Raw genomic sequence first — 23051 nt, forward strand, 5'->3', positions numbered from 1 at the left:
GATCAGGCCGGGCGGCGGATCCGCGCCGACTTGATCACGTCATCAGCGTATCCCCGGGCACCGACATCCGTCGGCGGACGGCCGAAGGCACCTTCTTCTTGCCCGTTCGCCTCCGGGGCGCCGACGCGGAGGGGAGCGTTCCGCACCGGCGACCCGGACGCGCCCGGCGCCAACTACGAAGCGGCGCGCGCCTCTTCACGAATCCTTTCCGCGATCTGGGCCGGCATCGGCTCGTGCCGTGCGTAGCTGCGGTTGAAGCGTGCGGTGCCGTGCGAGAGGGAGCGCAGGTCCACGGCGTAGCGCCCGATCTCGATCTCGGGCACCTCGGCGCGCACCAACGTCCGCCCGCCGCTGGTCTGTTCCGTGCCCAGCACCCGGCCGCGCCGCCCGGACAGATCGCTCATGACCGCGCCCACGTAGTCGTCGCCGACCAGGATGCTCACCTCGGCCACCGGCTCCAGCAGATGGATCTTCGCGTCGGACGCCGCCTCCCGCAGCGCCAGCGCCCCGGCCGTCTGGAAGGCCGCGTCCGAGGAGTCCACGGAGTGCGCCTTGCCGTCGAGCAGCGTCACCCGTACGTCGATCAGCGGGTAGCCGGCCGCAACTCCCTTGGCCGCCTGGGCCTTCACGCCCTTCTCGACCGACGGGATGAACTGCCGCGGCACCGCGCCGCCGACGACCTTGTCCACGAACTCGATGCCCGAGCCGCCCGGCAGCGGCTCCACCTCGATCTCACAGATCGCGAACTGGCCGTGCCCGCCCGACTGCTTCACATGGCGCCCGCGCCCCGCCGACTTCCCGGCGAACGTCTCCCGCAGGGACACCTTGTGGGGTACGACGTCGACCTGGACGCCGTAGCGGCTGCGCAGCCGCTCCAGGGCCACGTCCGCGTGCGCCTCGCCCAGGCACCACAGCACCACCTGGTGGGTGTCCTGGTTCTGCTCCAGGCGCATGGTCGGATCCTCGGCGACCAGCCGGGACAGCCCCTGCGAGAGCTTGTCCTCGTCCGCCTTGCTGTGCGCCTCGATGGCGAGCGGCAGCAGCGGGTCGGGCATCTCCCACGGCTCCATGAGCAGCGGGTCGTCCTTGGCCGAGAGGGTGTCGCCGGTCTCCGCGCGGCCCAGCTTCGCCACGCACACGAGATCTCCCGCGATCGCGTGCGTCACCGGGCGCTGCGTCTTGCCGAAGGGGGTGGACAGCGCTCCGATGCGCTCGTCGACGTCGTGGTCCTCGTGCCCGCGGTCGGCCATGCCGTGTCCGGAGACGTGCACGGTCTCGTCGGGCCGCAGGGTGCCGGAGAAGACACGGACCAGCGAGACCCGCCCGACATAGGGGTCGGAGGACGTCTTGACGACCTCGGCGACCAGCGGGCCGTCCGTGTCGCAGGCCTTGATCTCGCGCGGCTTGCCGTCGATGGTGGTGACCCCCGGAGTGGGGTGCTCGAAGGGCGTCGGGAAACCACCCGTGACGAGCTCGAGCAGTTCGATCGTGCCCAGCCCCTGGCGGGCGCCCTCGGCCGCGGGGGCGGCGGCCAGGACGGGGAAGAAGACCCCGCGCGCGACGGCCCGCTCCAGGTCCTCGACGAGCGTCTTGAAGTCGATCTGCTCGCCGCCCAGATAGCGGTCCATGAGGGTCTCGTCCTCGCTCTCCGAGATGATCCCCTCGATCAGCCGGTTGCGGGCGTCCTCGATCTGCGGCAGCTGGTCCTCGCCCGGCTCGGACTCCTTGCGCTCTCCGGACGAGTAGTCGAACAGCTTCTGCGACAGCAGCCCGATCAGGCCCGTCACGGGCGCGTGCCCGTCGGGCCCCTGCGGGCCGTGCAGCGGCAGATACAGCGGGAGTACGGCGTCGGGGTCGTCCCCGCCGAACGCCTCGGCGCAGACCTGCGTCATCTGCTCGAAGTCGGCGCGGGCGGATTCCAGATGCGTGATCACGATCGCCCGTGGCATGCCGACGGCGGCGCACTCCTCCCACACCATGCGCGTCGAGCCGTCCACCCCGTCCGAGGCCGAGACGACGAAAAGGGCCGCGTCCGCCGCTCGCAGACCGGCCCTCAGTTCTCCGACGAAGTCGGCGTATCCGGGGGTGTCGAGGACATTGACCTTGATGCCGTCCCATTCGACCGGTACCAGGGAGAGCTGCACCGAGCGGTTCTGCCGGTGCTCGATCTCGTCGTAGTCGGAAACGGTGCCGCCGTCCTCCACGCGGCCCGCCCGGTTCACTGCCCCCGCGGTCAGCGCGAGAGCCTCCACCAAAGTCGTCTTGCCCGATCCGGAGTGGCCGACCAGCACCACATTCCGTACGGACGCGGGGTGGTCGGCCGCTGTAGCCCTGCCGGCGGCTCCGGGGTGTGCGCTTGCCTTGTCGCCCATGGCCTTGCCTCCCGTGCACGGTGAGGTCTCTGTGGGCGCGGGCATGCCGGGCCGCGTGCGGTGGCGGCTCCGATGACGCCCGCGGTTCTTCGAGCTTTCCACTCCCGTCACGGTGCGTCCATACGACGGACGCGATCGCGCCGTTACCCGGATGCCTTCAGGCCGTGACAGTGGGGTCCGGGTGCCCGGCCGTCGCACACGCGCGCGCGTGGCTACGATGGGCCAGCCGGTGGCCAGCAGGGGCCGAGCCGGCCACACTGAACGTCGGGAAGGCCATGCTGAACAAGTACGCGCGTGCATTCTTCACGCGTGTCCTCACACCGTTCGCCGCGTTTCTGATCCGCCGGGGCGTCAGCCCGGACGCGGTCACGCTCATCGGTACCGCCGGCGTGATGGCGGGCGCGCTGGTCTTCTACCCCATGGGCGAGTTCTTCTGGGGCACGGTCGTCATCACGCTGTTCGTCTTCTCCGACCTGGTCGACGGCAACATGGCCCGCCAGCTGGGCCGCTCCAGCCGCTGGGGTGCCTTCCTGGACTCCACCCTCGACCGGGTCGCCGACGGCGCCATCTTCGGCGGCTTCGCCCTCTGGTACGCGGGAGGCGGCGACGACCTCGTCCTGTGCGCGGTCTCCATCTTCTGCCTGGCCAGCGGCCAGGTGGTGTCGTACACCAAGGCCCGCGGGGAGTCGATCGGTCTGCCGGTCGCCGTCAACGGCCTGGTCGAGCGCGCCGAGCGCCTGGTCATCTCGCTGGTCGCGGCCGGGTTCGCCGGACTGCACAAGTTCGGGGTGCCGGGCATCCAGTACCTGCTGCCCGTCGCCCTGTGGATCGTCGCCGTGGGCAGCCTGGTCACGCTGATCCAGCGGGTCGTCACCGTGCGCCGCGAGTCGGCGGAGGCGGAAGCCGCGGCGGCCGAGCCGCACAACGCCTCCCAGGGGAGCGAGGCGGCGAAGTGAGCGCTCGCGACCAGCTGACGGACACGCTGTACGGGCTCGGCTGGGGCACCGTGAAGAAGCTCCCCGAGCCGGTCGCCGTGCGGCTCGGCCGGACCATCGCCGACCTCGCCTGGAAGCGGCGCGGCAAGGGTGTACGGCGTCTGGAGAGCAACTACGCGCGCGTGCTGCCCGACGCGAGCCCCGAGCGGCTCGCCGAGCTCTCGCGCGCGGGCATGCGCTCGTACCTGCGCTACTGGATGGAGTCCTTCCGGCTGCCCGCCTGGAGCGCCGAGCGCATAAAGAGCGGCTTCGACCCCAAGGACGTCCACTTCCTCACCGACGGCATCGCCTCCGACAAGGGCGTCATTCTGGCGCTGCCCCACATGGCCAACTGGGACCTGGCCGGTGCCTGGGTCACCACCGAGCTGGAGACGCCCTTCACCACGGTCGCCGAGCGCCTCAAGCCCGAGACGCTCTACGACCGCTTCGTCGCCTACCGCGAGGGCCTCGGCATGGAGGTCCTGCCGCACAGCGGCGGCAGCGCCTTCGGCACGCTGGCCCGGCGGCTGCGCGACGGCGGGCTTGTCTGCCTGGTCGCCGAGCGCGATCTGTCGACCTCGGGCGTCGAGGTCCAGTTCTTCGGCGAGGCGACCCGGATGCCGGCCGGGCCGGCGCTGCTCGCCCAGCAGACCGGCGCGCTGCTCCTGCCGGTCACGCTCTGGTACGACGACTCGCCCGTGATGCAGGGCCGCGTGCATCCCCCGGTCGAGGTGCCCGAGACAGGCAGCCGGGCCGAAAAGACGTCTGTCATGACACAGGCGCTGGCCGATGCCTTCGCCTCGGGGATCGCAGACCATCCGGAGGACTGGCACATGCTGCAGCGCCTGTGGCTCAAGGACCTCGAGCCGCGACCAGCCGACGGTGCGGCCGGGGAGCGGCCGTGAGGATCGGCATCGTCTGCCCGTACTCCTGGGACGTGCCGGGCGGCGTCCAGTTCCACATCCGCGACCTCGCCGAGTACTTCATCCGCCTCGGCCACGAGGTCTCCGTGCTGGCTCCCGCCGACGACGACACGCCCCTGCCGCCGTACGTCGTCTCGGCCGGACGCGCCGTCCCGGTGCCCTACAACGGCTCGGTGGCGCGGCTGAACTTCGGCTTCCTGTCGGCGGCCCGGGTGCGCCGCTGGCTGCACGACGGCGCGTTCGACGTCATCCACATCCACGAGCCGACCTCGCCGTCGCTGGGCCTGCTGACCTGCTGGGCGGCGCAGGGCCCGATCGTCGCCACGTTCCACACCTCCAACCCCCGCTCCCGCGCGATGATCGCCGCATACGCGATCCTCCAGGCTGCCCTGGAGAAAATCAGCGCCCGGATCGCGGTGAGCGAGTACGCCCGCCGCACGCTGGTGGAGCACCTGGGCGGCGACGCGGTGGTCATCCCGAACGGCGTCGACGTGGACTTCTTCGCGCGGGCCGAGCCCAGGCCCGAGTGGCAGGGCGACACCATCGGCTTCATCGGCCGTATCGACGAGCCCCGCAAGGGACTGCCGGTGTTGATGAAGGCCCTGCCGAAGATCCTCGCCGAGCGGCCCGGCACCCGGCTTCTGGTGGCCGGACGCGGCGACGAGGAGGAAGCGGTCGAGTCGCTGCCCGCCGAACTGCGCCCCCGGGTCGAGTTCCTCGGCATGATCAGCGACGAGGACAAGGCCCGTCTCCTGCGCAGCGTCGATCTGTACGTGGCGCCCAACACCGGCGGCGAGAGCTTCGGGATCATCCTGGTCGAGGCGATGTCGGCGGGAGCACCGGTCCTGGCCTCGGACCTGGACGCCTTCGCGCAGGTGCTGGACCAGGGCGCGGCGGGCGAACTGTTCACCAACGAGGACCCGAACGCGCTGGCCGAGGCCGCACTCCGCCTGCTGGCGGATCCGACCCGCCGCGCCGAACTGCGCGAGCGGGGCAGCCTGCACGTACGCCGCTTCGACTGGTCGACCGTCGGCGCCGACATCCTCTCGGTGTACGAGACGGTCACGACGGGCGCAGCAGCGGTGGCAGCCGCGGACGACGACCGGGGCGCGGGTCCGGGGTTGCGGGCTCGGTTGCGGTTGGCGCGGGACTAAGTGGGCTGCGTCCGGGCTCGGGTGCGGCGGTAGCTGGCGCGGGGCTGACGGGCTGCGTTCGGGCTCGGGTGCAGCGGTAACGTGTGCGCCCGTGACCCCCACCCTGATCTGGACCCTCGTCGTCCTCGCCGCCATCGGCCTGTATCTGAGCTGGACGGCGGGCCGGCTCGACCGGCTGCACGCCAGGATCGACGCCGCCCGCGCGGCGCTCGACGCGCAGCTGCTGCGCAGGGCCTCCGTGGCGCAGGAGGTCGCCACCTCGGGCGTGCTGGACCCGGCCGCCTCGATCGTCCTGTACGAGGCCGCGCACGGGGCGCGGCAGGCCGAGGAGGAGCAGCGGGAGGTCGCGGAGAGCGAGCTGAGCCAGGCCCTGCGGGCCGTGTTCGCGGAGGCGCAGCAGGTGGACGCGGTACGCGACGCCCCCGGCGGGGACGAGGCGGCCCGCGAGCTCACCGAGGCGGTACGCCGCGTCCCGATGGCCCGCCGCTTCCACAACGACGCGGTGGGCGCCGCCCGCCGACTCCGCGGCCACCGCAAGGTCCGCTGGTTCCACCTCGCCGGCCACGCCCCCTTCCCCATGGCCTTCGAAATGGACGACGAGCCTCCGTCGGCGTTGGCGGAGCGGGCCACCGCGTAGGGGCTGGGGCCGGCCCCAAAACGATCCACCGCCTCCCCATTGGCCCTTGCAGTGGACTGCCCCCCTCACGTTTCCTCGGTGTTTGCAGAAACCCTCTTTCACTCAGTGAGGTCACCCGTGTCCAGCACGCTCTCCGAAAACCAGGCCCCCGAGACCGGCACCGCGCGCGTGAAGCGCGGAATGGCCGAGCAGCTCAAGGGTGGCGTGATCATGGATGTCGTCACGCCGGAGCAGGCGAAGATCGCGGAAGACGCGGGCGCCGTCGCCGTCATGGCCCTGGAGCGCGTCCCGGCCGACATCCGCAAGGACGGCGGCGTGGCCCGGATGTCCGACCCGGACATGATCGACGGCATCATCAACGCCGTCTCCATCCCCGTCATGGCCAAGTCCCGCATCGGCCACTTCGTCGAGGCCCAGGTGCTGCAGTCCCTCGGCGTCGACTACATCGACGAGTCCGAGGTCCTCACCCCCGCCGACGAGGTCAACCACTCCGACAAGTGGGCGTTCACCACCCCCTTCGTCTGCGGCGCCACCAACCTCGGCGAGGCCCTGCGCCGTATCGCCGAGGGCGCCGCCATGATCCGCTCCAAGGGCGAGGCCGGCACCGGCAACGTCGTCGAGGCCGTCCGCCACCTGCGCCAGATCAAGAACGAGATCGCCCGCCTGCGCGGCTACGATAACCACGAGCTGTACGCCGCCGCCAAGGAGCTGCGCGCCCCGTACGAGCTGGTCAAGGAGGTCGCCGAGCTGGGCAAGCTCCCGGTCGTCCTGTTCTCCGCCGGCGGCGTCGCCACCCCCGCCGACGCCGCGCTCATGCGCCAGCTCGGCGCCGAGGGCGTCTTCGTCGGCTCCGGCATCTTCAAGTCCGGCGACCCGGCCAAGCGTGCCGCCGCCATCGTGAAGGCCACCACCTTCTACGACGACCCCAAGATCATCGCGGACGCGTCCCGCAACCTCGGCGAGGCCATGGTCGGCATCAACATCGACACCCTCCCCGAGACCGAGCGCTACGCCGAGCGCGGCTGGTAAGCACCTCGATGAGCACACAAGCCCCTGTCATAGGCGTCCTGGCCCTCCAGGGCGACGTACGGGAGCACCTCGTCGCCCTGGCCGCGGCCGACGCCGTGGCCAGGGCGGTGCGGCGCCCCGAGGAACTCGCCGGGATCGACGGCCTCGTCATCCCCGGCGGCGAGTCCACCACGATCTCCAAACTGGCCGTCCTGTTCGGCGTGATGGAGCCCCTACGCGCGCGCGTGCACGACGGTATGCCCGTGTACGGCACCTGCGCGGGCATGATCATGCTCGCCGACAAGATCCTCGACCCGCGCTCGGGCCAGGAGACGGTCGGCGGCATCGACATGATCGTGCGCCGCAACGCCTTCGGACGTCAGAACGAGTCCTTCGAGGCGGCGGTCGACGTGAAGGGCGTCGAGGGCGCTCCCGTGGAGGGCGTCTTCATCCGCGCCCCCTGGGTGGAGTCCGTGGGCGCCGAGGCCGAGGTGCTCGCCGAGCACGGCGGCCACATCGTCGCGGTCCGCCAGGGCAACGCGCTCGCCACGTCGTTCCACCCGGAACTGACCGGCGACCACCGCGTGCACGCGCTCTTTGTCGACATGGTGCGCGGCAACCGGGCGGCGGAGTCCTTGTAGGATCTCAGGCGTTGGTTGTTCTGATGAGTTACGCGAAGGAGACAGGCAGATGTCCGGCCACTCTAAATGGGCTACGACGAAGCACAAGAAGGCCGTGATCGATGCCAAGCGCGGCAAGCTCTTCGCGAAGCTGATCAAGAACATCGAGGTCGCGGCCCGCATGGGCGGTGTCGACCTCGACGGCAACCCGACGCTCTACGACGCCGTCCAGAAGGCCAAGAAGCAGTCGGTCCCGAACAAGAACATCGACTCCGCGATCAAGCGCGGCGGCGGCCTCGAAGCCGGCGGCGCCGACTACGAGACGATCATGTACGAGGGCTACGGCCCGAACGGCGTCGCGGTGCTGATCGAGTGCCTCACCGACAACCGCAACCGCGCCGCCTCCGACGTCCGCGTCGCCATGACCCGCAACGGCGGCTCGATGGCCGACCCGGGCTCAGTGTCGTACCTCTTCAACCGCAAGGGCGTCGTCATCGTCCCCAAGGGCGAGCTGACCGAGGACGACGTCCTCGGCGCCGTCCTGGACGCGGGCGCCGAGGAGGTCAACGACCTCGGCGAGTCCTTCGAGGTGCTCAGCGAGGCCACCGACCTGGTCGCCGTCCGCACCTCCCTCCAGGAGGCCGGGATCGACTACGACTCCGCCGAGGCCAACTTCGTCCCGACCATGCAGGTCGAGCTGGACGAGGAGGGCGCCAAGAAGATCTTCAAGCTGATCGACGCGCTCGAGGACAGCGACGACGTGCAGAACGTCTTCGCCAACTTCGACGTCAGCGACGAGGTCATGGAGAAGGTCGACGCGTAGCGCTCCCGCGAGTCGAGCGGTTCCGGCGGGCCGGATGGGACACGTCCCACCGGCCCGCCGTTGTTGTCGGTGGCAGCGGATAGCCTGGCGTGAAGTCAAAGATCACCGAGGGGAGGAGCGCGTGAGGGTACTCGGGGTGGACCCCGGACTGACGCGCTGCGGCGTGGGCGTCGTCGAGGGGGTCGCGGGCCGGCCGCTCACCATGGTCGACGTCGGTGTCGTACGCACGCCCGTGGACGCCGAGTTGGGCCTGCGCCTCGTCGCCATCGAGCAGGGCATCGAGCAGTGGCTGGACGAGCACCGCCCCGAAGTCGTCGCGGTGGAGCGGGTGTTCAGCCAGCACAACGTCCGCACGGTGATGGGCACCGCCCAGGCCAGCGCCGTTGCCACCCTGTGCGCCGCCCGGCGCGGCATCCCCGTCGCCCTGCACACCCCGAGCGAGGTCAAGGCCGCTGTCACCGGCAGCGGCCGAGCCGACAAGGCCCAGGTCGGCGCCATGGTCACCCGCCTGCTCCGGCTCGACGCACCCCCGAAGCCGGCCGACGCCGCCGACGCCCTCGCCCTCGCCATCTGCCACATCTGGCGCGCCCCCGCCCAGAACCGGCTCCAGCAGGCCGTCGCCCTGCACGCAGCCAGGGCATCAGCACCGTCGAAAGGCCGTAGCTCATGATCGCGTTCGTCAGCGGCCCGGTCGCGGCCCTCGCCCCCGACTCCGCGGTGGTCGAGGTCGGCGGGATCGGCATCGCGGTCCAGTGCGCCCCCAACACGCTCTCCGGGCTGCGCCTGGGCCAGCAGACCAAGCTGGCCACCTCCCTGGTCGTCAGGGAGGACTCACTGACCCTGTACGGCTTCGCGGACGACGACGAGCGCCAGGTCTTCGAGCTGCTGCAGACGGCCAGCGGCGTCGGCCCCCGCCTCGCGCAGGCGATGCTGGCCGTCCACAGCCCGGACGCCCTGCGCCGGGCCGTCGCCACCGGCGACGAGAAGGCCCTCACCGCCGTCCCCGGCATCGGCAAGAAGGGCGCCCAGAAGCTGCTCCTCGAGCTCAAGGACCGCCTCGGCGAGCCGATCGGCGCCCCCGCGGTCGGCGCCCCGGTCACCTCGGGCTGGCGGGACCAGCTGCACGCCGCCCTGATCGGCCTCGGGTACGCCACCCGGGAGGCCGACGAGGCCGTCTCCGCCGTGGCACCGCAGGCCGAGGCGGCCGGGGGGACCCCCCAGGTCGGCCAGCTCCTGAAGGCGGCCCTGCAGACCCTCAACCGCGCCCGCTGACCCCTGCGCCACGCCAGCTAGGAGACCTTCGTGAACTGGGACGACCCGACCGACGCCACCGCCCCCGAGCGGCTCGTCGGCGCGTCCGCCGACCGTGAGGACCAGGCCGTCGAGGCCGCGCTCCGCCCCAAGGACCTGGGCGAGTTCATCGGTCAGGAGAAGGTCCGCGAGCAGCTCGACCTGGTGCTGCGGGCGGCACGCGCGCGTGGCGCCACCGCCGACCACGTGCTGCTCTCCGGCGCCCCCGGCCTCGGCAAGACCACCCTGTCGATGATCATCGCGGCCGAGATGGGCGCCCCCATCCGCATCACCAGCGGCCCGGCCATCCAGCACGCGGGCGATCTGGCCGCGATCCTGTCCTCCCTCCAGGAGGGCGAGGTCCTCTTCCTCGACGAGATCCACCGCATGTCCCGGCCCGCCGAGGAGATGCTGTACATGGCGATGGAGGACTTCCGCGTCGACGTCATCGTCGGCAAGGGCCCCGGCGCCACCGCCATCCCGCTGGAACTGCCCCCGTTCACGCTGGTCGGCGCCACCACGCGCGCGGGCCTGCTGCCGCCCCCGCTGCGCGACCGCTTCGGCTTCACCGCGCACATGGAGTTCTACGAGCCCGCCGAGCTGGAGCGCGTCATCCACCGCTCCGCGAACCTGCTCGACGTCGAGATCCACGCCGACGGCGCCGCCGAGATCGCCGGCCGCTCCCGCGGCACACCCCGTATCGCCAACCGCCTGCTGCGCCGGGTGCGCGACTACGCCCAGGTCAAGGCCGACGGATTCATCACCCGGGAGATCGCGGCGGCCGCCCTCGCGGTGTACGAGGTCGACGCGCGCGGCCTCGACCGCCTCGACCGCGGTGTCCTCGAGGCCCTGCTCAAGCTGTTCGGCGGCGGCCCCGTGGGCCTGTCCACGCTCGCCGTCGCGGTGGGGGAGGAGCGCGAGACCGTCGAGGAGGTCGCCGAGCCCTTCCTCGTCCGGGAGGGGCTGCTGGCCCGCACCCCGCGCGGCCGCGTCGCCACTCCCGCCGCATGGACGCATCTCGGCCTCACCCCGCCCCGCTCGGCGACTGCGGGAAACGGACAACAGGACCTGTTCGGGACGTGATGCCTTTGTGACAGCGTGGGCATTGGCCGGGCCAGGAACCCAGGTGCCATGCTGAACGTTGTTCCAGGCGCGCGGACTCGCTTAGACTCCGCCGATGCCGCCGTTGTCGGCGGTATACATACCCCCATCCATCAGGCCGCTCCCCATCGCGGTCGTGCGAAGGAAAATCCGTCCCGTGAATATCACCGTGCTCCTCCCGTTCATCGTGCTCATCGGGGCCATGTTCCTCATGACCCGCTCCGCCAAGCGCAAGCAGGCGCAGGCCGCCCAGATGCGCAACGAGCTGCAGCCCGGCAGTGGCATCCGCACGATCGGGGGCATGTACGCGACGGTCAAGGAGGTCAACGAGGACACGGTCCTCCTCGACGCCGGCCCGGGCGTCGAGCTCCTCTTCGCGAAGAACGCCATCGGTTCCGTGCTCACGGACGACGAGTACAACCGCATCGTGCACGGCATCGAGCACGACCTGAAGTCCGACACCGACGTGGTCCCGGACGACGCCTCCTCCCTCACCGAGACCGACGACTCCGCCGACGAAGCTGCCGCCGCCTCCGACGACAAGTCCGTCGACCTCGGCAAGAAGGACGCGCCCGAGGAGCCGGCCGACGACACCGCGGCCGCCGAGGCCAAGACGGCCGCCGAGGCAAAGTCGGACGCAGAGCCGAAGAAGACCGACGGCGACTCCGAAGCGAAGTAGGAGTGCTCCGGGGCGCGCGGTCCAGCACCGCGCGCCCCGGAACACGCCCAGCTCGCAGCGGATCCCGACACCATGTCATGGCCGCCCCGCCCCTGACCCGGTGCGCAGCGGCCCGAGAGGGAGTACGAGAAGGTGGCAGCACCTAAGAGGGGCCGGAGCGGGAGCGCCCAGAGCAAGCCGTGGCGCCCGTTGGGCTTCATTCTGATCGCCATCGTGGCGCTCACCGGGGGAATGTTCGCCTCCGGGCACAACACCCCCCGTCTCGGCATCGACCTGGCCGGCGGTACGAGCATCACGCTGCGGGCGGTCGCCGAGCCGGGCCAGGAGTCCGCGATCAACAAGACCAACATGGACACCGCGGTCGACATCATGAACCGCCGTGTCAATGGTCTTGGCGTCTCGGAGGCCGAGGTTCAGACCCAGGGCAACAAGAACATCATCGTCAACATCCCCAAGGGCACGAACTCCAAGGAAGCGCGGCAGCAGGTGGGCACCACCGCCAAGCTGTACTTCCGCCCGGTGCTCGCCACCGAGGTCTCCGGCGGCGCCGCCACGGCCACCCCGTCGCCGAGCGCCTCCAGCAGCGCCTCGGACAAGGCCACCGACAAGGCCACGGACAAGGCGACCGACAAGTCGACCTCGTCCTCCTCCGCCACTCCGTCGGCCACCGCCACCTCGCAGGGCCGCGCCGTCACCGACGCCCTGAAGGCCGACGCGACGCCGAGCGCCTCCGCGAGCTCGAAGGCCTCCTCCAGCGCCTCGCCGTCCGCGAGCAGCAGCTCCGACGACAGCACCAGCAAGCTCCAGGCGCAGTACGCCGCCCTGGACTGCACCAAGAAGTCCGTCCGCGCCACGGCCGGCAAGGGCGCCAAGCCCACCGACTCCACCGTCGCCTGCGGCCAGAACTCGCAGAAGCAGTGGCAGAAGTACATCCTCGGCCCCGCCGAGGTCGACGGCACCGACGTGAAGAAGGCCCAGGCGGTCTTCAACACGCAGACCGCGGCCGGCTGGACCGTCACCATGGACTTCACCGGCAAGGGTGCCAAGAAGTTCGCCGACATCACCGGCAAGCTGGCGCAGAACCAGTCCCCGCAGAACCAGTTCGCGATCGTCCTCGACGGCGAGGTCGTCTCCGACCCGTACGTCAAGCAGGCGCTGACCGGCGGCAACGCGGAGATCTCCGGCAGCTTCACCCAGGAAGAGGCCCAGGGCCTCGCCAACATGCTGTCCTACGGCGCCCTGCCGCTGTCCTTCAAGGAGGACAGCGTCACCACGGTGACCGCCGCGCTCGGCGGCGAGCAGCTGCACGCCGGTCTGATCGCGGGCGCGATCGGCCTCGCGCTGGTCGTCCTGTACCTGCTGGTCTTCTACCGGGGCCTGTCGGTCATCGCCATCCCCTCGCTGATGGTCTCGGCGATCCTTACGTACGTGATCATGTCGCTGCTCGGCCCGACCATCGGCTTCGCGCTGAACCTGCCGGCCGTCTGCGGTGCCATCGTGGCGATCGGTATCACGGCGGACTCGTTCATCGTGTTCTTCGAACGCATCCGGGACGAGATCCGTGAGGGCCGCTCGCTGCGCCCGGCCGTCGAGCGGGCCTGGCCGCGCGCCCGGCGCACCATCCTGGTCTCCGACTTCGTGTCGTTCCTCGCCGCCGCGGTGCTGTTCATCGTCACCGTCGGCAAGGTCCAGGGCTTCGCGTTCACGCTCGGTCTGACCACCGTGCTCGACGTCGTGGTGGTCTTCCTGTTCACCAAGCCGCTCATGACCATCCTCGCCCGCCGTAAGTTCTTCGCGAGCGGTCACAAGTGGTCCGGCCTCGATCCGAAGGCCCTGGGCGCCAAGCCACCGTTGCGCCGCACCCGCCGTCCGCACGCCCCCGTCGACCCGAAGGAGGCGTGAGATGTCGAAAATCGGCAGCATCGGCGCCCGACTGCACCGCGGCGAGGTCGGCTACGACTTCGTCGGCAACCGCAAGATCTGGTACGGCATCTCGATCCTGATCACCATCACGGCCATCCTCGGGCTGGCGGTGCGGGGCCTGAACATGGGCATCGAGTTCCAGGGCGGTGCCGTCTTCACGACGCCGAAGCACGTCTCCACCTCGGTCACCTCCGCCGAGGAGTACGCGGAGGACGCGTCCGGTCACGACGCGATCGTCCAGAAGCTCGGCGACGGCAGCCTGCGCATCCAGATCGCCGGTATCGACACCGACAAGTCGGACGCGATCAAGGACAAGCTCGCCCAGGAGATGAAGGTCGACTCCGAGAGCATCAACGCCGACCTTGTCGGCCCGAGCTGGGGTGACCAGATCGCCGACAAGGCCTGGCAGGGCCTGGGCATCTTCATGGTGCTCGTGGTGATCTACCTGGCGATCGCCTTCGAGTGGCGCATGGCGCTCGCCGCGCTCGTCGCGCTGATCCACGACATCACCATCACCACCGGCATCTACGCCCTCGTGGGCTTCGAGGTCACGCCGGGCACGGTGATCGGTCTGCTGACGATCCTCGGTTACTCGCTCTACGACACGGTCGTCGTCTTCGACAGCCTCAAGGAGCAGACGAAGGACATCACCAAGCAGACCAGGTGGACCTACAGCGACATCGCCAACCGGTCGATCAACAGCACCCTGGTGCGGTCCATCAACACCACCGTGGTGGCGCTGCTGCCGGTCGCGGGCCTGCTGTTCATCGGTGGCGGCTTCCTCGGCGCGGGCATGCTCAACGACATCTCGCTGTCGCTGTTCGTCGGCCTCGCGGCCGGTGCGTACTCCTCGATCTTCATCGCCACGCCGCTCGTCGCCGACCTCAAGGAGCGCGAGCCGCAGATGAAGGCGCTGAAGAAGCGCGTGCTCGCCAAGCGGGCGCAGGCCGCGGCCCAGGGCACGCAGGTGCAGCCCGAGACCGTGGACGAGTCGTACGACGAGCCCGAGGACGCCGCTCCCGCGGTGGTGGGTCCGCGCAATCAGCCCGCGTCCCGCACCACTGCGCGCAACCAGCCCTCGTCGCGCAACCGCGGCCGTGGGCGTCCCTCGGGGAAGCGCCGATGACCGGCATCGAGGAGCTGCTGCTCAGCCGTATCCGTGATGTGGCCGACTACCCGGAGCCGGGGGTGATGTTCAAGGACATCACCCCGCTCCTGGCGGACCCGGCGGCCTTCACGGCGCTCACGGACGCGCTCGCCGCGGTCGCCGAGCGCACGGGCGCCACCAAGGTCGTGGGCCTCGAGGCGCGCGGGTTCATCCTCGGCGCCCCGGTCGCCGTGCGGGCGGGCCTCGGCTTCATCCCCGTGCGCAAGGCGGGCAAGCTCCCCGGGGCCACGCTCGGTCAGGCGTACGAGCTGGAGTACGGCTCGGCGGAGATCGAGGTGCACGCCGAGGACCTCTCCGCCGACGACCGCGTCCTGATCGTCGACGACGTCCTCGCCACCGGCGGCACCGCCGAGGCCTCCATCCAGCTGATCCGCCGCGCGGGCGCCGAGGTCGCGGGCCTCGCGGTCCTGATGGAACTGGGCTTCCTGTCCGGCCGCACCCGCCTACAGCCCACCCTCGCCGACGCCCCCCTGGAGTCCCTCCTCGTGGTCTGACCCCCACACCTCTCCGCGAACGGCCGCCCCGACCCACGGGAGCGGCCGTTCGCACGTGCTACGAGACCCACCCTCCGGCCCACCGACAAGCCGGACGCGCCGACAGCCGCCATCGCCCGCACCCGGCACGCCCGTCCGCGAGGGCGGCAAGCTTCACCGCCCGCACCCGGCGCGCTTCCCTGGCCGGTCCCCGGCGAGGTTCCTCCGCCCGCACCCGGCCGGTTCCTCCGCCCGTAGGCGACACGCTTCACTGCTCGCACCGGCGTGCTTCCCTGGCCGGTCCCCGGCGAGGTTCCTCCGCCGGTACCCGGCCGGTCTCCTCCCCTCGCACCCGGCGCGGCCATCCGCGAGGGCGACACGCTTCACCGCGCGCACCGGCGCGCTTCCCTGGCCAGTCCCCGGCGAGGTTCCTCCGCCCGCACCCGGCCGGTCTCCTCCACCCGCACCCGGCACGCCCCTCCGCGAGGGCGGCACGCCTCCCCACCGGCACCGGCGTTCCCCCTTCGCAGGCACCGGCACGCTTCACCGCCCGCACCCAGCCTTCTCCCCTCGCCCGCACCCGGCACGCCCCTCCGCGAGGGCGGTACGCCGCACCGTCGGCACCCGGCCGGTCCCCTCCGCCCGCACCCGGCACGCCCCCGGCACCCCCGTGCCGCATCCCCCGTCACCCACCGGACACCCCCGCATCCCCCCGAATCCCCCAAAAATCCCCCTCCCGGAATCCCGCGAAAGCCTCTCGTGTTTCTCCGGTGGACGGGCCTCACATCGGCCTGAAGGCGATCCTGGGGGCCAGGATCGCTACCATGGGGTCTCCGGAGCCTGACCGGGGGACCCGGATCGCGCACGAGGAGTCCTCTTGCCAGACGAGGCCCAGCACCTGACCGCCGCCAAGCCCGAGTCGGACTCGGCGGCCGCGGCCAAGCCCGCGCCGAGCGCGCCGCACGCGAAGAACGACACCCGCGGGACGGTCGAGCACACCCAGTCCGCCCCTGTCGACAAGTCGGCCGAGCAGTCGCGCCCGAAGCCCGCCCCGCCCGAGGGCCCCGCATCCGCGCCCACCGGCGCCACCGCGCAGCCCGCGGTCCGCCCGAACACCGGCCAGCCGGCCCGCTCCGGCTCCTCCAACCGCGTCCGCGCCCGCCTCGCCCGTCTCGGCGTCCAGCGCTCCAACCCGTACAACCCGGTCCTCGAGCCCCTGCTGCGGATAGTGCGCAGCAACGACCCGAAGATCGAGACGGCGACCCTGCGCCAGATAGAGAAGGCCTACCAGGTCGCCGAGCGCTGGCACCGAGGCCAGAAGCGCAAGAGCGGCGACCCGTACATCACGCACCCGCTCGCCGTCACCACCATCCTCGCCGAGCTGGGCATGGATCCGGCCACCCTGATGGCGGGCCTGCTGCACGACACCGTCGAGGACACCGAGTACGGCCTCGACCAGCTCCGCCGCGACTTCGGCGACGCGGTCGCCCTGCTCGTCGACGGCGTCACCAAGCTGGACAAGGTCAAGTTCGGCGAGGCCGCGCAGGCAGAGACCGTGCGCAAGATGGTCGTCGCCATGGCCAAGGACCCCCGCGTCCTGGTCATCAAGCTTGCCGACCGCCTGCACAACATGCGCACCATGCGCTACCTCAAGCGCGAGAAGCAGGAGAAGAAGGCGCGCGAGACCCTGGAGATCTACGCGCCGCTCGCCCACCGCCTGGGCATGAACACCATCAAGTGGGAGCTGGAGGACCTCGCCTTCGCGATCCTCTACCCCAAGATGTACGACGAGATCGTGCGGCTCGTCGCCGAGCGGGCGCCCAAGCGCGACGAGTACCTCGCCATAGTGACCGACGAGGTGCAGCAGGACCTGCGCGCGGCCCGGATCAAGGCGACCGTCACCGGCCGGCCCAAGCACTACTACAGCGTCTACCAGAAGATGATCGTCCGCGGTCGGGACTTCGCCGAGATCTACGACCTGGTGGGCATCCGCGTCCTCGTCGACACCGTCCGCGACTGCTACGCCGCCCTCGGCACCGTGCACGCGCGATGGAACCCGGTCCCCGGCCGGTTCAAGGACTACATCGCGATGCCCAAGTTCAACATGTACCAGTCGCTGCACACCACGGTGATCGGCCCCAACGGCAAGCCGGTCGAGCTGCAGATCCGCACCTTCGACATGCACCGCCGCGCCGAGTACGGCATCGCCGCGCACTGGAAGTACAAGCAGGAGGCCGTCGCCGGCGCCTCCAAGGTGCGCACCGACGTGCCGAAGGCCGGCAAGGGCAAGGACGACCACCTCAACGACATGGCGTGGCTGCGCCAGCTGCTCGACTGGCAGAAGGAGACCGAGGACCCGGGCGAGTTCCTGGAGTCCCTGCGCTTCGACCTCTCGCGCAACGAGGTCTTCGTCTTCACACCCAAGGGCGACGTCATCGCGCTCCCGGCCGGTGCCACCCCGGTCGACTTCGCCTACGCGGTCCACACCGAGGTCGGCCACCGGACCATAGGAGCACGGGTCAACGGCCGTCTCGTACCGCTCGAATCCACCCTGGACAACGGCGACCTGGTCGAGGTCTTCACCTCCAAGGCGGCCGGCGCGGGCCCCTCCCGCGACTGGCTCGGCTTCGTCAAGTCACCGCGGGCCCGCAACAAGATCAGAGCCTGGTTCTCCAAGGAGCGCCGCGACGAGGCGATCGAGCAGGGCAAGGACGCCATCGTCCGCGCCATGCGCAAGCAGAACCTGCCGATCCAGCGCATCCTGACCGGCGACTCGCTCGTCACGCTCGCCCACGAGATGCGCTACGCCGACATCTCCGCGCTGTACGCGGCGATCGGCGAGGGCCATGTGTCGGCGCAGAACATCGTGCAGAAGCTGGTGCAGGCGCTCGGCGGCGAGGAGGCGGCCACCGAGGAGATCGACGAGTCGGTCCCGCCGACCCGCAGCCGCAGCCGCAAGCGCCGCTCCAGCGCCGACCCGGGCGTCATCGTCAAGGGCGTCGAGGACGTGTGGGTCAAACTGGCCCGCTGCTGTACGCCGGTCCCGGGCGACCCCATCATCGGCTTCGTCACGCGCGGCAGCGGCGTATCGGTTCACCGCAGCGACTGTGTGAACGTGGAGTCGCTCTCCCGTGAGCCCGAGCGCATCCTCGACGTCGAGTGGGCGCCCACCCAGTCCTCGGTCTTCCTGGTCGCCATCCAGGTCGAGGCCCTCGACCGCTCCCGGCTGCTGTCGGACGTCACCCGCGTCCTGTCCGACCAGCACGTCAACATCCTCTCCGCGGCCGTCCAGACCTCCCGCGACCGCGTCGCCACCTCCCGCTTCACCTTCGAGATGGGCGACCCGAAGCACCTCGGACACGTCCTGAAGGCGGTCCGGGGCGTGGAGGGCGTCTACGACGTCTACCGCGTGACGTCGGCGCGCAGCAGGTCGTAGCAGAGCCGTACGCACGAGAAGGGGCCCGTACCTCGCGGTACGGGCCCCTTCTGCACGACTCGGGTGTCAGCCGCCGAACTCCTGCAGACCCTTCAGCGCCTGGTCCAGCAGGGCCTGGCGGCCCTCCAGCTCACGCTCCAGCTTGTCGGCCTTGGCGTTGTTGCCCTGGGCGCGCGCCTGCTCGATCTGGCCCTTGAGCTTGTCCACGGCCGCCTGCAGCTGCCCGGTCAGACCCTCGGCACGCGCGCGTGCCTCCGGGTTCGTCCGGCGCCACTCGGCCTCCTCGGCCTCCTGGATGGCCCGCTCCACGGCGTGCATCCGGCCCTCGACCTTGGGACGGGCGTCCCGCGGCACATGACCGATGGCCTCCCAGCGCTCGTTGACCGAGCGGAAGGCGGCCCGCGCCGCCTTCAGGTCCGTCACCGGGAGGATCTTCTCGGCCTCCCCGGCCAGCTCCTCCTTGAGCTTCAGGTTCTCCGACTGCTCCGCGTCACGCTCCGCGAAGACCGAGCTGCGGGCCGCGAAGAAGATGTCCTGGGCGCCGCGGAAGCGGTTCCACAGATCGTCCTCGTGCTCGCGCTGGGCGCGGCCCGCGGCCTTCCACTCCGCCATCAGCTCGCGGTAGCGCGCGGCGGTGGGACCCCACTCCGTCGAACCGGACAGGGCCTCGGCCTCCGAGACCAGCCGCTCCTTGATCTTGCGGGCCTCCTCGCGCTGCGCGTCCAGCGCCGCGAAGTGCGCCTTGCGCCGCTTGGAGAACGCCGAGCGGGCGTGCGAGAAGCGGTGCCACAGCTCGTCGTCCGACTTGCGGTCCAGGCGCGGCAGGCTCTTCCAGGTGTCCACCAGTGCGCGCAGCCGCTCGCCGGCCGCCCGCCACTGGTCGGACTGCGCCAGCTGCTCCGCCTCGTTGACCAGGTCCTCCTTGGCGTGCCTGGCCTCGTCGGACTGCTTGGCGCGCTGCTGCTTGCGCTCCTCGCGGCGCGCCTCGACCGTCTCGACCAGCTTGTCCAGGCGGGTGCGCAGGGCGGCCAGGTCGCCGACCGCATGATGCGCGTCGACCTGCTCGCGGATGTGATCGATCGCCGTCTGTGCGTCCTTCGCGGACAGGTCGGTGGTCTTCACTCGCTTCTCGAGGAGGCCGATCTCGACAACCAGGCCCTCGTACTTGCGCTCGAAGTAGGCCAGCGCCTCCTCGGGGGAGCCGGCCTGCCAGGAACCGACGACCTGCTCGCCGTCGGCCGTACGCACGTACACGGTCCCCGTCTCGTCGACGCGTCCCCACGGGTCGCTGCTCACAGCGCCTCCTCCACATGATGCCTGTGAGGGGCTTCAGCTCCCCCGGGCATCGTCCACAGTTTCGTCACGGCCAACATAGGCGACCGGCGGGTTGCCTGTCCGCATCCCGCGCGACCGAAATTTCGCACTTGACGTTCAGGACTTCGTGACCGTCGCCTTGTTGATCACGACGGTCGCGTTGGGCGCCGTATTGCCGGTCGTCGGGTCCGCGGCCTGCGCTCCTGCCTTCGCGATCTTCTGCAGGACCTTCATGCCGTCCTTGGAGATCGTGCCGAACGGGGTGTAGTCGGGCGGCAGCGGGCTGTCCTGGTACACGAGGAAGAACTGGCTGCCGCCGGTGTCGCGGCCCTTCTTGGTCTGCGGGTTGTACTGGTTGGCCATGGCGACCGTGCCGGCCGGGTACACCTGGCCCTTGAGGCTCTTGTCCTTCAGGTTCTCGTCCGGGATGGTGTAGCCCGGTCCGCCGGTGCCGGTGCCCGTCGGGTCGCCGCACTGGAGCACGTAGATCCCCTGGGGGACCAGTCGGTGGCACTTGGTGTGGTCCAAGTAGCCCTTGCCGACAAGGAAGTTGAAGGAGTTGACGGTGTGCGGCGCGGCCGACGCCTTCAGCGCGATGCTTATGTCCCCGCAGGTCGTGTCGAGGTCCATCGTGTACTTCGCCGACTTGTCGATGGTCATCGCCGGCTCCTTCTTCCAGCTCAGCTTCTTCACCGAGCCCTTGGCCGGCTTGGCGCACGGGTCCGGTGCCTTGCTGGTGGCGGCGGCGCTCGGGGTCGTCTGCGAGCTCGCGTTGGCCTTGTCGTCGCTCTTGTCGTCCTTGAGCACGCCGGTCGTGTAGAGCGCCAGGCTGCCGATCAGGACCACGCCGAGCACCGACGCGATCACCGAATTGCGCATCTTCGCCTTGCGCCGCGCAGCCGTACGCCGCTGCTGCTGCCGCAAGAACTTCTCCCGCGCGAGCTGGCGCTTGCGCTGTTCCTGGGTGACCACCGGGTTCTCTCCTCATGCGTCTCGTACGTCGACTGGGACGCGTGCGTCTTGTGAGCCGACCGCCTGCGTGTGCCCCGTACCGTATATGGGTTCGCTGAGGATTCGGCAGCGCCGGTAGGCTCTGACAGCAGCTGTAGCCGTCTGTGACCGACACACAACGAAGGACGATCGTGCTCATTGCCGGGTTCCCCGCCGGGGCCTGGGGGACGAACTGTTATCTCGTCGCCCCCGCCGCCGGTGAGGAGTGCGTGATCATCGACCCCGGCCACCAGGCCACCGAAGGAGTCGAGGAAGCGCTCAGGAAGCATCGGCTCAAGCCCGTCGCCGTCGTCCTCACCCACGGCCACATCGACCATGTGGCCTCGGTCGTCCCGGTGTGCGGCGCACACGACGTACCGGCGTGGATCCACCCCGAGGACCGCTACATGATGAGCGACCCGGAGAAGGCGCTCGGCCGCTCCATCGGCATGCCGCTGATGGGCGAGCTGACGGTGGGGGAGCCCGACGACGTCGAGGAGCTGGCCGACGGCGCGCGGCTGGCGCTCGCGGGGCTCGAGTTCTCCGTCGCGCACGCGCCCGGCCATACCAAGGGGTCGGTGACCTTCCGGATGCCCGAGACGACCGAGATCCCGTCGGTCTTCTTCTCCGGGGATCTGCTCTTCGCCGGCTCCATCGGACGCACCGACCTGCCCGGCGGCGATATGGCCGAGATGCTCGACTCGCTGGGCCGTGTGTGCCTGCCGCTCGACGACTCGACCGTGGTGCTGTCCGGCCACGGCCCCCAGACGACCATCGGCCAGGAGCGCGCCACCAACCCGTATCTGCGGCAGGTGGCCGCCGGCCAGGGAGCCCAGCCCGCTCCCCGACGAGGAATGTGACGAGACCTTCCGTGAGCACCTTCAAGGCCCCCAAGGGCACGTACGACCTGATCCCGCCGGACAGCGCCAAGTACCTGGCCGTCCGCGACGCGATCGCCGCGCCCCTGCGCAACTCCGGCTACGGCTACATCGAGACGCCCGGCTTCGAGAGCGTCGAGCTCTTCGCGCGCGGCGTCGGTGAGTCCACCGACATCGTGACCAAGGAGATGTACGCCTTCGAGACCAAGGGCGGCGACAAGCTGGCGCTGCGCCCCGAGGGCACCGCGTCCGTGCTGCGCGCCGCGCTGGAGGCCAACCTCCACAAGGCGGGCAACCTGCCGGTCAAGCTCTGGTACTCCGGCTCGTACTACCGCTACGAGCGCCCGCAGAAGGGCCGCTACAGGCACTTCTCGCAGGTCGGCGCCGAGGCGATCGGCGCGGAGGACCCGGCACTGGACGCCGAGCTGATCATCCTGGCCGACCAGGCCTACCGCTCGCTGGGCCTGCGCGACTTCCGGATCCTGCTCAACAGCCTGGGCGACAAGGAGTGCCGTCCCGTCTACCGCGCGGCGCTGCAGGACTTCCTGCGCGGCCTGGACCTGGACGAGGACACGCTGCGCCGCGCGGAGATCAACCCGCTGCGCGTCCTGGACGACAAGCGCGACGCCGTCCAGAAGCAGCTGGGCGACGCCCCGCTGCTGCGTGACTACCTGTGCGACGCCTGCAAGGCGTACCACGAGGAGGTCCGTGAGCTGATCACGGCGGCGGGCGTGGTCTTCGAGGACGACCCCAAGCTGGTGCGCGGCCTCGACTACTACACCCGCACGACCTTCGAGTTCGTCCACGACGGTCTGGGCTCGCAGTCCGCGGTGGGCGGCGGCGGCCGCTACGACGGCCTCTCCGAGATGATCGGCGGCCCCGCGCTGCCGTCCGTCGGCTGGGCCCTCGGCGTGGACCGCACGGTCCTGGCGCTTGAGGCGGAGGGCGTCGAGCTCGAACTGCCCTCCACGACCAGCGTGTTCGCGGTCCCGCTCGGCGAGGAGGCGCGCCGCGTCCTGTTCGGCAAGGTCACCGAGCTGCGCAAGCTCGGCATCGCGGCCGACTTCTCCTACGGCGCCAAGGGCCTCAAGGGCGCGATGAAGAACGCCAACCGCAGCGGCGCCCGCTACACGATCGTGGCCGGCGAACGCGACCTCACCGAGGGCGTCGTCCAGCTCAAGGACATGGAGTCCGGCGAGCAGACGGCGGTCGGCGTGAACGAGATCGTGGCCGAGCTGGAGTCCCGGCTCGGCTAGACGTCCCAGGGGCGCCGGCCATGCGCGTGGCC

Annotated in this window: 20 protein-coding genes; 17 read left to right on the plus strand and 3 right to left on the minus strand. The window is 70.6% G+C overall.

Annotated features, from left to right (window positions below; all coding sequences use genetic code 11):
- Positions 1 to 173: 173 nt before the first annotated feature.
- A complete protein-coding gene (locus MQN93_RS32105; RefSeq protein WP_242712327.1) occupies positions 174 to 2372 on the minus strand; it encodes an elongation factor G-like protein EF-G2 in 2199 nt (732 codons plus the stop codon).
- 275 nt (positions 2373 to 2647) lie between these two features.
- On the opposite strand from MQN93_RS32105, the gene pgsA reads away from it, so the two are divergent.
- The 15 genes from pgsA to MQN93_RS32180 all read left to right on the plus strand — a co-directional run bounded on the left by pgsA (position 2648) and on the right by MQN93_RS32180 (position 18581).
- Complete coding sequence (gene pgsA / locus MQN93_RS32110; RefSeq protein ID WP_242712328.1) at positions 2648 to 3328, plus strand: phosphatidylinositol phosphate synthase; 681 nt, start codon at positions 2648 to 2650, stop codon at positions 3326 to 3328.
- Complete coding sequence (locus MQN93_RS32115) at positions 3325 to 4251, plus strand: phosphatidylinositol mannoside acyltransferase (RefSeq protein ID WP_016434260.1); 927 nt, start codon at positions 3325 to 3327, stop codon at positions 4249 to 4251. The genes pgsA and MQN93_RS32115 overlap by 4 nt, the downstream gene beginning before the upstream one ends.
- Positions 4248 to 5423, plus strand: a complete 1176-nt coding sequence (locus tag MQN93_RS32120; RefSeq protein WP_242712329.1) for a glycosyltransferase family 4 protein — start codon at positions 4248 to 4250, stop codon at positions 5421 to 5423. Before MQN93_RS32115 ends, MQN93_RS32120 begins: the two co-directional genes overlap by 4 nt.
- Before the next feature lie 91 nt (positions 5424 to 5514).
- Positions 5515 to 6060: a LemA family protein gene (locus MQN93_RS32125; RefSeq protein WP_016434258.1), complete on the plus strand. Its 546-nt coding sequence runs from the start codon at positions 5515 to 5517 to the stop codon at positions 6058 to 6060.
- Positions 6061 to 6177: 117 nt separating this feature from the next.
- The gene (pdxS, locus tag MQN93_RS32130) at positions 6178 to 7089 is read left to right on the plus strand and encodes a pyridoxal 5'-phosphate synthase lyase subunit PdxS (RefSeq protein WP_016434257.1); all 912 of its coding nucleotides are present in this window, start codon (positions 6178 to 6180) and stop codon (positions 7087 to 7089) included.
- An 8-nt stretch (positions 7090 to 7097) separates the two neighbouring features.
- On the plus strand, positions 7098 to 7709 hold the full coding sequence (gene pdxT / locus MQN93_RS32135) for a pyridoxal 5'-phosphate synthase glutaminase subunit PdxT (protein ID WP_242712330.1): 612 nt from the start codon (positions 7098 to 7100) through the stop codon (positions 7707 to 7709).
- Between the two features lie 49 nt (positions 7710 to 7758).
- Positions 7759 to 8511, plus strand: coding sequence for a YebC/PmpR family DNA-binding transcriptional regulator (locus MQN93_RS32140; RefSeq protein WP_016434255.1), 753 nt, complete (start codon positions 7759 to 7761; stop codon positions 8509 to 8511).
- 121 nt (positions 8512 to 8632) lie between these two features.
- Positions 8633 to 9181, plus strand: coding sequence for a crossover junction endodeoxyribonuclease RuvC (ruvC, locus tag MQN93_RS32145; RefSeq protein ID WP_016434254.1), 549 nt, complete (start codon positions 8633 to 8635; stop codon positions 9179 to 9181).
- Positions 9178 to 9783 carry a Holliday junction branch migration protein RuvA gene (ruvA, locus tag MQN93_RS32150; RefSeq protein ID WP_242712331.1) on the plus strand — a complete coding sequence of 202 codons (606 nt, stop codon included), beginning with the start codon at positions 9178 to 9180 and terminating at the stop codon, positions 9781 to 9783. The genes ruvC and ruvA overlap by 4 nt, the downstream gene beginning before the upstream one ends.
- A 30-nt stretch (positions 9784 to 9813) precedes the next feature.
- Positions 9814 to 10884, plus strand: a complete 1071-nt coding sequence (gene ruvB / locus MQN93_RS32155) for a Holliday junction branch migration DNA helicase RuvB (protein WP_242712332.1) — start codon at positions 9814 to 9816, stop codon at positions 10882 to 10884.
- Between the two features lie 175 nt (positions 10885 to 11059).
- The gene (yajC, locus tag MQN93_RS32160) at positions 11060 to 11581 is read left to right on the plus strand and encodes a preprotein translocase subunit YajC (protein WP_016434251.1); all 522 of its coding nucleotides are present in this window, start codon (positions 11060 to 11062) and stop codon (positions 11579 to 11581) included.
- A 132-nt stretch (positions 11582 to 11713) separates the two neighbouring features.
- Positions 11714 to 13483: a protein translocase subunit SecD gene (gene secD / locus MQN93_RS32165; RefSeq protein WP_242712333.1), complete on the plus strand. Its 1770-nt coding sequence runs from the start codon at positions 11714 to 11716 to the stop codon at positions 13481 to 13483.
- A 1-nt stretch (position 13484) separates the two neighbouring features.
- Positions 13485 to 14630: a protein translocase subunit SecF gene (gene secF / locus MQN93_RS32170; RefSeq protein ID WP_016434249.1), complete on the plus strand. Its 1146-nt coding sequence runs from the start codon at positions 13485 to 13487 to the stop codon at positions 14628 to 14630.
- Positions 14627 to 15166: an adenine phosphoribosyltransferase gene (locus tag MQN93_RS32175; RefSeq protein ID WP_242712334.1), complete on the plus strand. Its 540-nt coding sequence runs from the start codon at positions 14627 to 14629 to the stop codon at positions 15164 to 15166. The genes secF and MQN93_RS32175 overlap by 4 nt, the downstream gene beginning before the upstream one ends.
- Positions 15167 to 16022: 856 nt before the next feature.
- Entirely contained in the window at positions 16023 to 18581 is a 2559-nt protein-coding gene (locus tag MQN93_RS32180; protein WP_016434247.1) for a RelA/SpoT family protein, read from the plus strand.
- Positions 18582 to 18647: 66 nt separating this feature from the next.
- Here MQN93_RS32180 and MQN93_RS32185 read toward each other — a convergent pair whose 3' ends face one another.
- Together MQN93_RS32185 and MQN93_RS32190 are read right to left on the minus strand one after the other, a co-directional pair.
- A complete protein-coding gene (locus MQN93_RS32185) occupies positions 18648 to 19877 on the minus strand; it encodes a DUF349 domain-containing protein (protein WP_016434246.1) in 1230 nt (409 codons plus the stop codon).
- 135 nt (positions 19878 to 20012) lie between these two features.
- Positions 20013 to 20867: a peptidylprolyl isomerase gene (locus MQN93_RS32190; protein ID WP_016434245.1), complete on the minus strand. Its 855-nt coding sequence runs from the start codon at positions 20865 to 20867 to the stop codon at positions 20013 to 20015.
- 170 nt (positions 20868 to 21037) lie between these two features.
- Between MQN93_RS32190 and MQN93_RS32195 the strand changes: the two genes are divergently transcribed.
- Both MQN93_RS32195 and hisS read left to right on the plus strand, forming a co-directional pair.
- Complete coding sequence (locus tag MQN93_RS32195; RefSeq protein WP_242712335.1) at positions 21038 to 21745, plus strand: MBL fold metallo-hydrolase; 708 nt, start codon at positions 21038 to 21040, stop codon at positions 21743 to 21745.
- 11 nt (positions 21746 to 21756) lie between these two features.
- Positions 21757 to 23019, plus strand: coding sequence for a histidine--tRNA ligase (hisS, locus tag MQN93_RS32200; protein ID WP_242712336.1), 1263 nt, complete (start codon positions 21757 to 21759; stop codon positions 23017 to 23019).
- Positions 23020 to 23051 lie beyond the last annotated feature (32 nt).

It is taken from the genome of Streptomyces spinosisporus (genome assembly GCF_022698145.1).
GTDB classification, from domain to species: domain Bacteria; phylum Actinomycetota; class Actinomycetes; order Streptomycetales; family Streptomycetaceae; genus Streptomyces; species Streptomyces spinosisporus.

Bases quoted from the DNA above. Each gene is read 5' to 3' on its own strand.
- secF (WP_016434249.1), top strand. From the start codon at position 13,485: ATGTCGAAAATCGGCAGCATCGGCGCCCGACTGCACCGCGGCGAGGTC.
- pdxT (WP_242712330.1), top strand. From the start codon at position 7,098: ATGAGCACACAAGCCCCTGTCATAGGCGTCCTGGCCCTCCAGGGCGAC.
- MQN93_RS32175 (WP_242712334.1), top strand. From the start codon at position 14,627: ATGACCGGCATCGAGGAGCTGCTGCTCAGCCGTATCCGTGATGTGGCC.
- pgsA (WP_242712328.1), top strand. From the start codon at position 2,648: ATGCTGAACAAGTACGCGCGTGCATTCTTCACGCGTGTCCTCACACCG.
- MQN93_RS32105 (WP_242712327.1), bottom strand. From the start codon at position 2,372: ATGGGCGACAAGGCAAGCGCACACCCCGGAGCCGCCGGCAGGGCTACA.
- ruvA (WP_242712331.1), top strand. From the start codon at position 9,178: ATGATCGCGTTCGTCAGCGGCCCGGTCGCGGCCCTCGCCCCCGACTCC.
- MQN93_RS32140 (WP_016434255.1), top strand. From the start codon at position 7,759: ATGTCCGGCCACTCTAAATGGGCTACGACGAAGCACAAGAAGGCCGTG.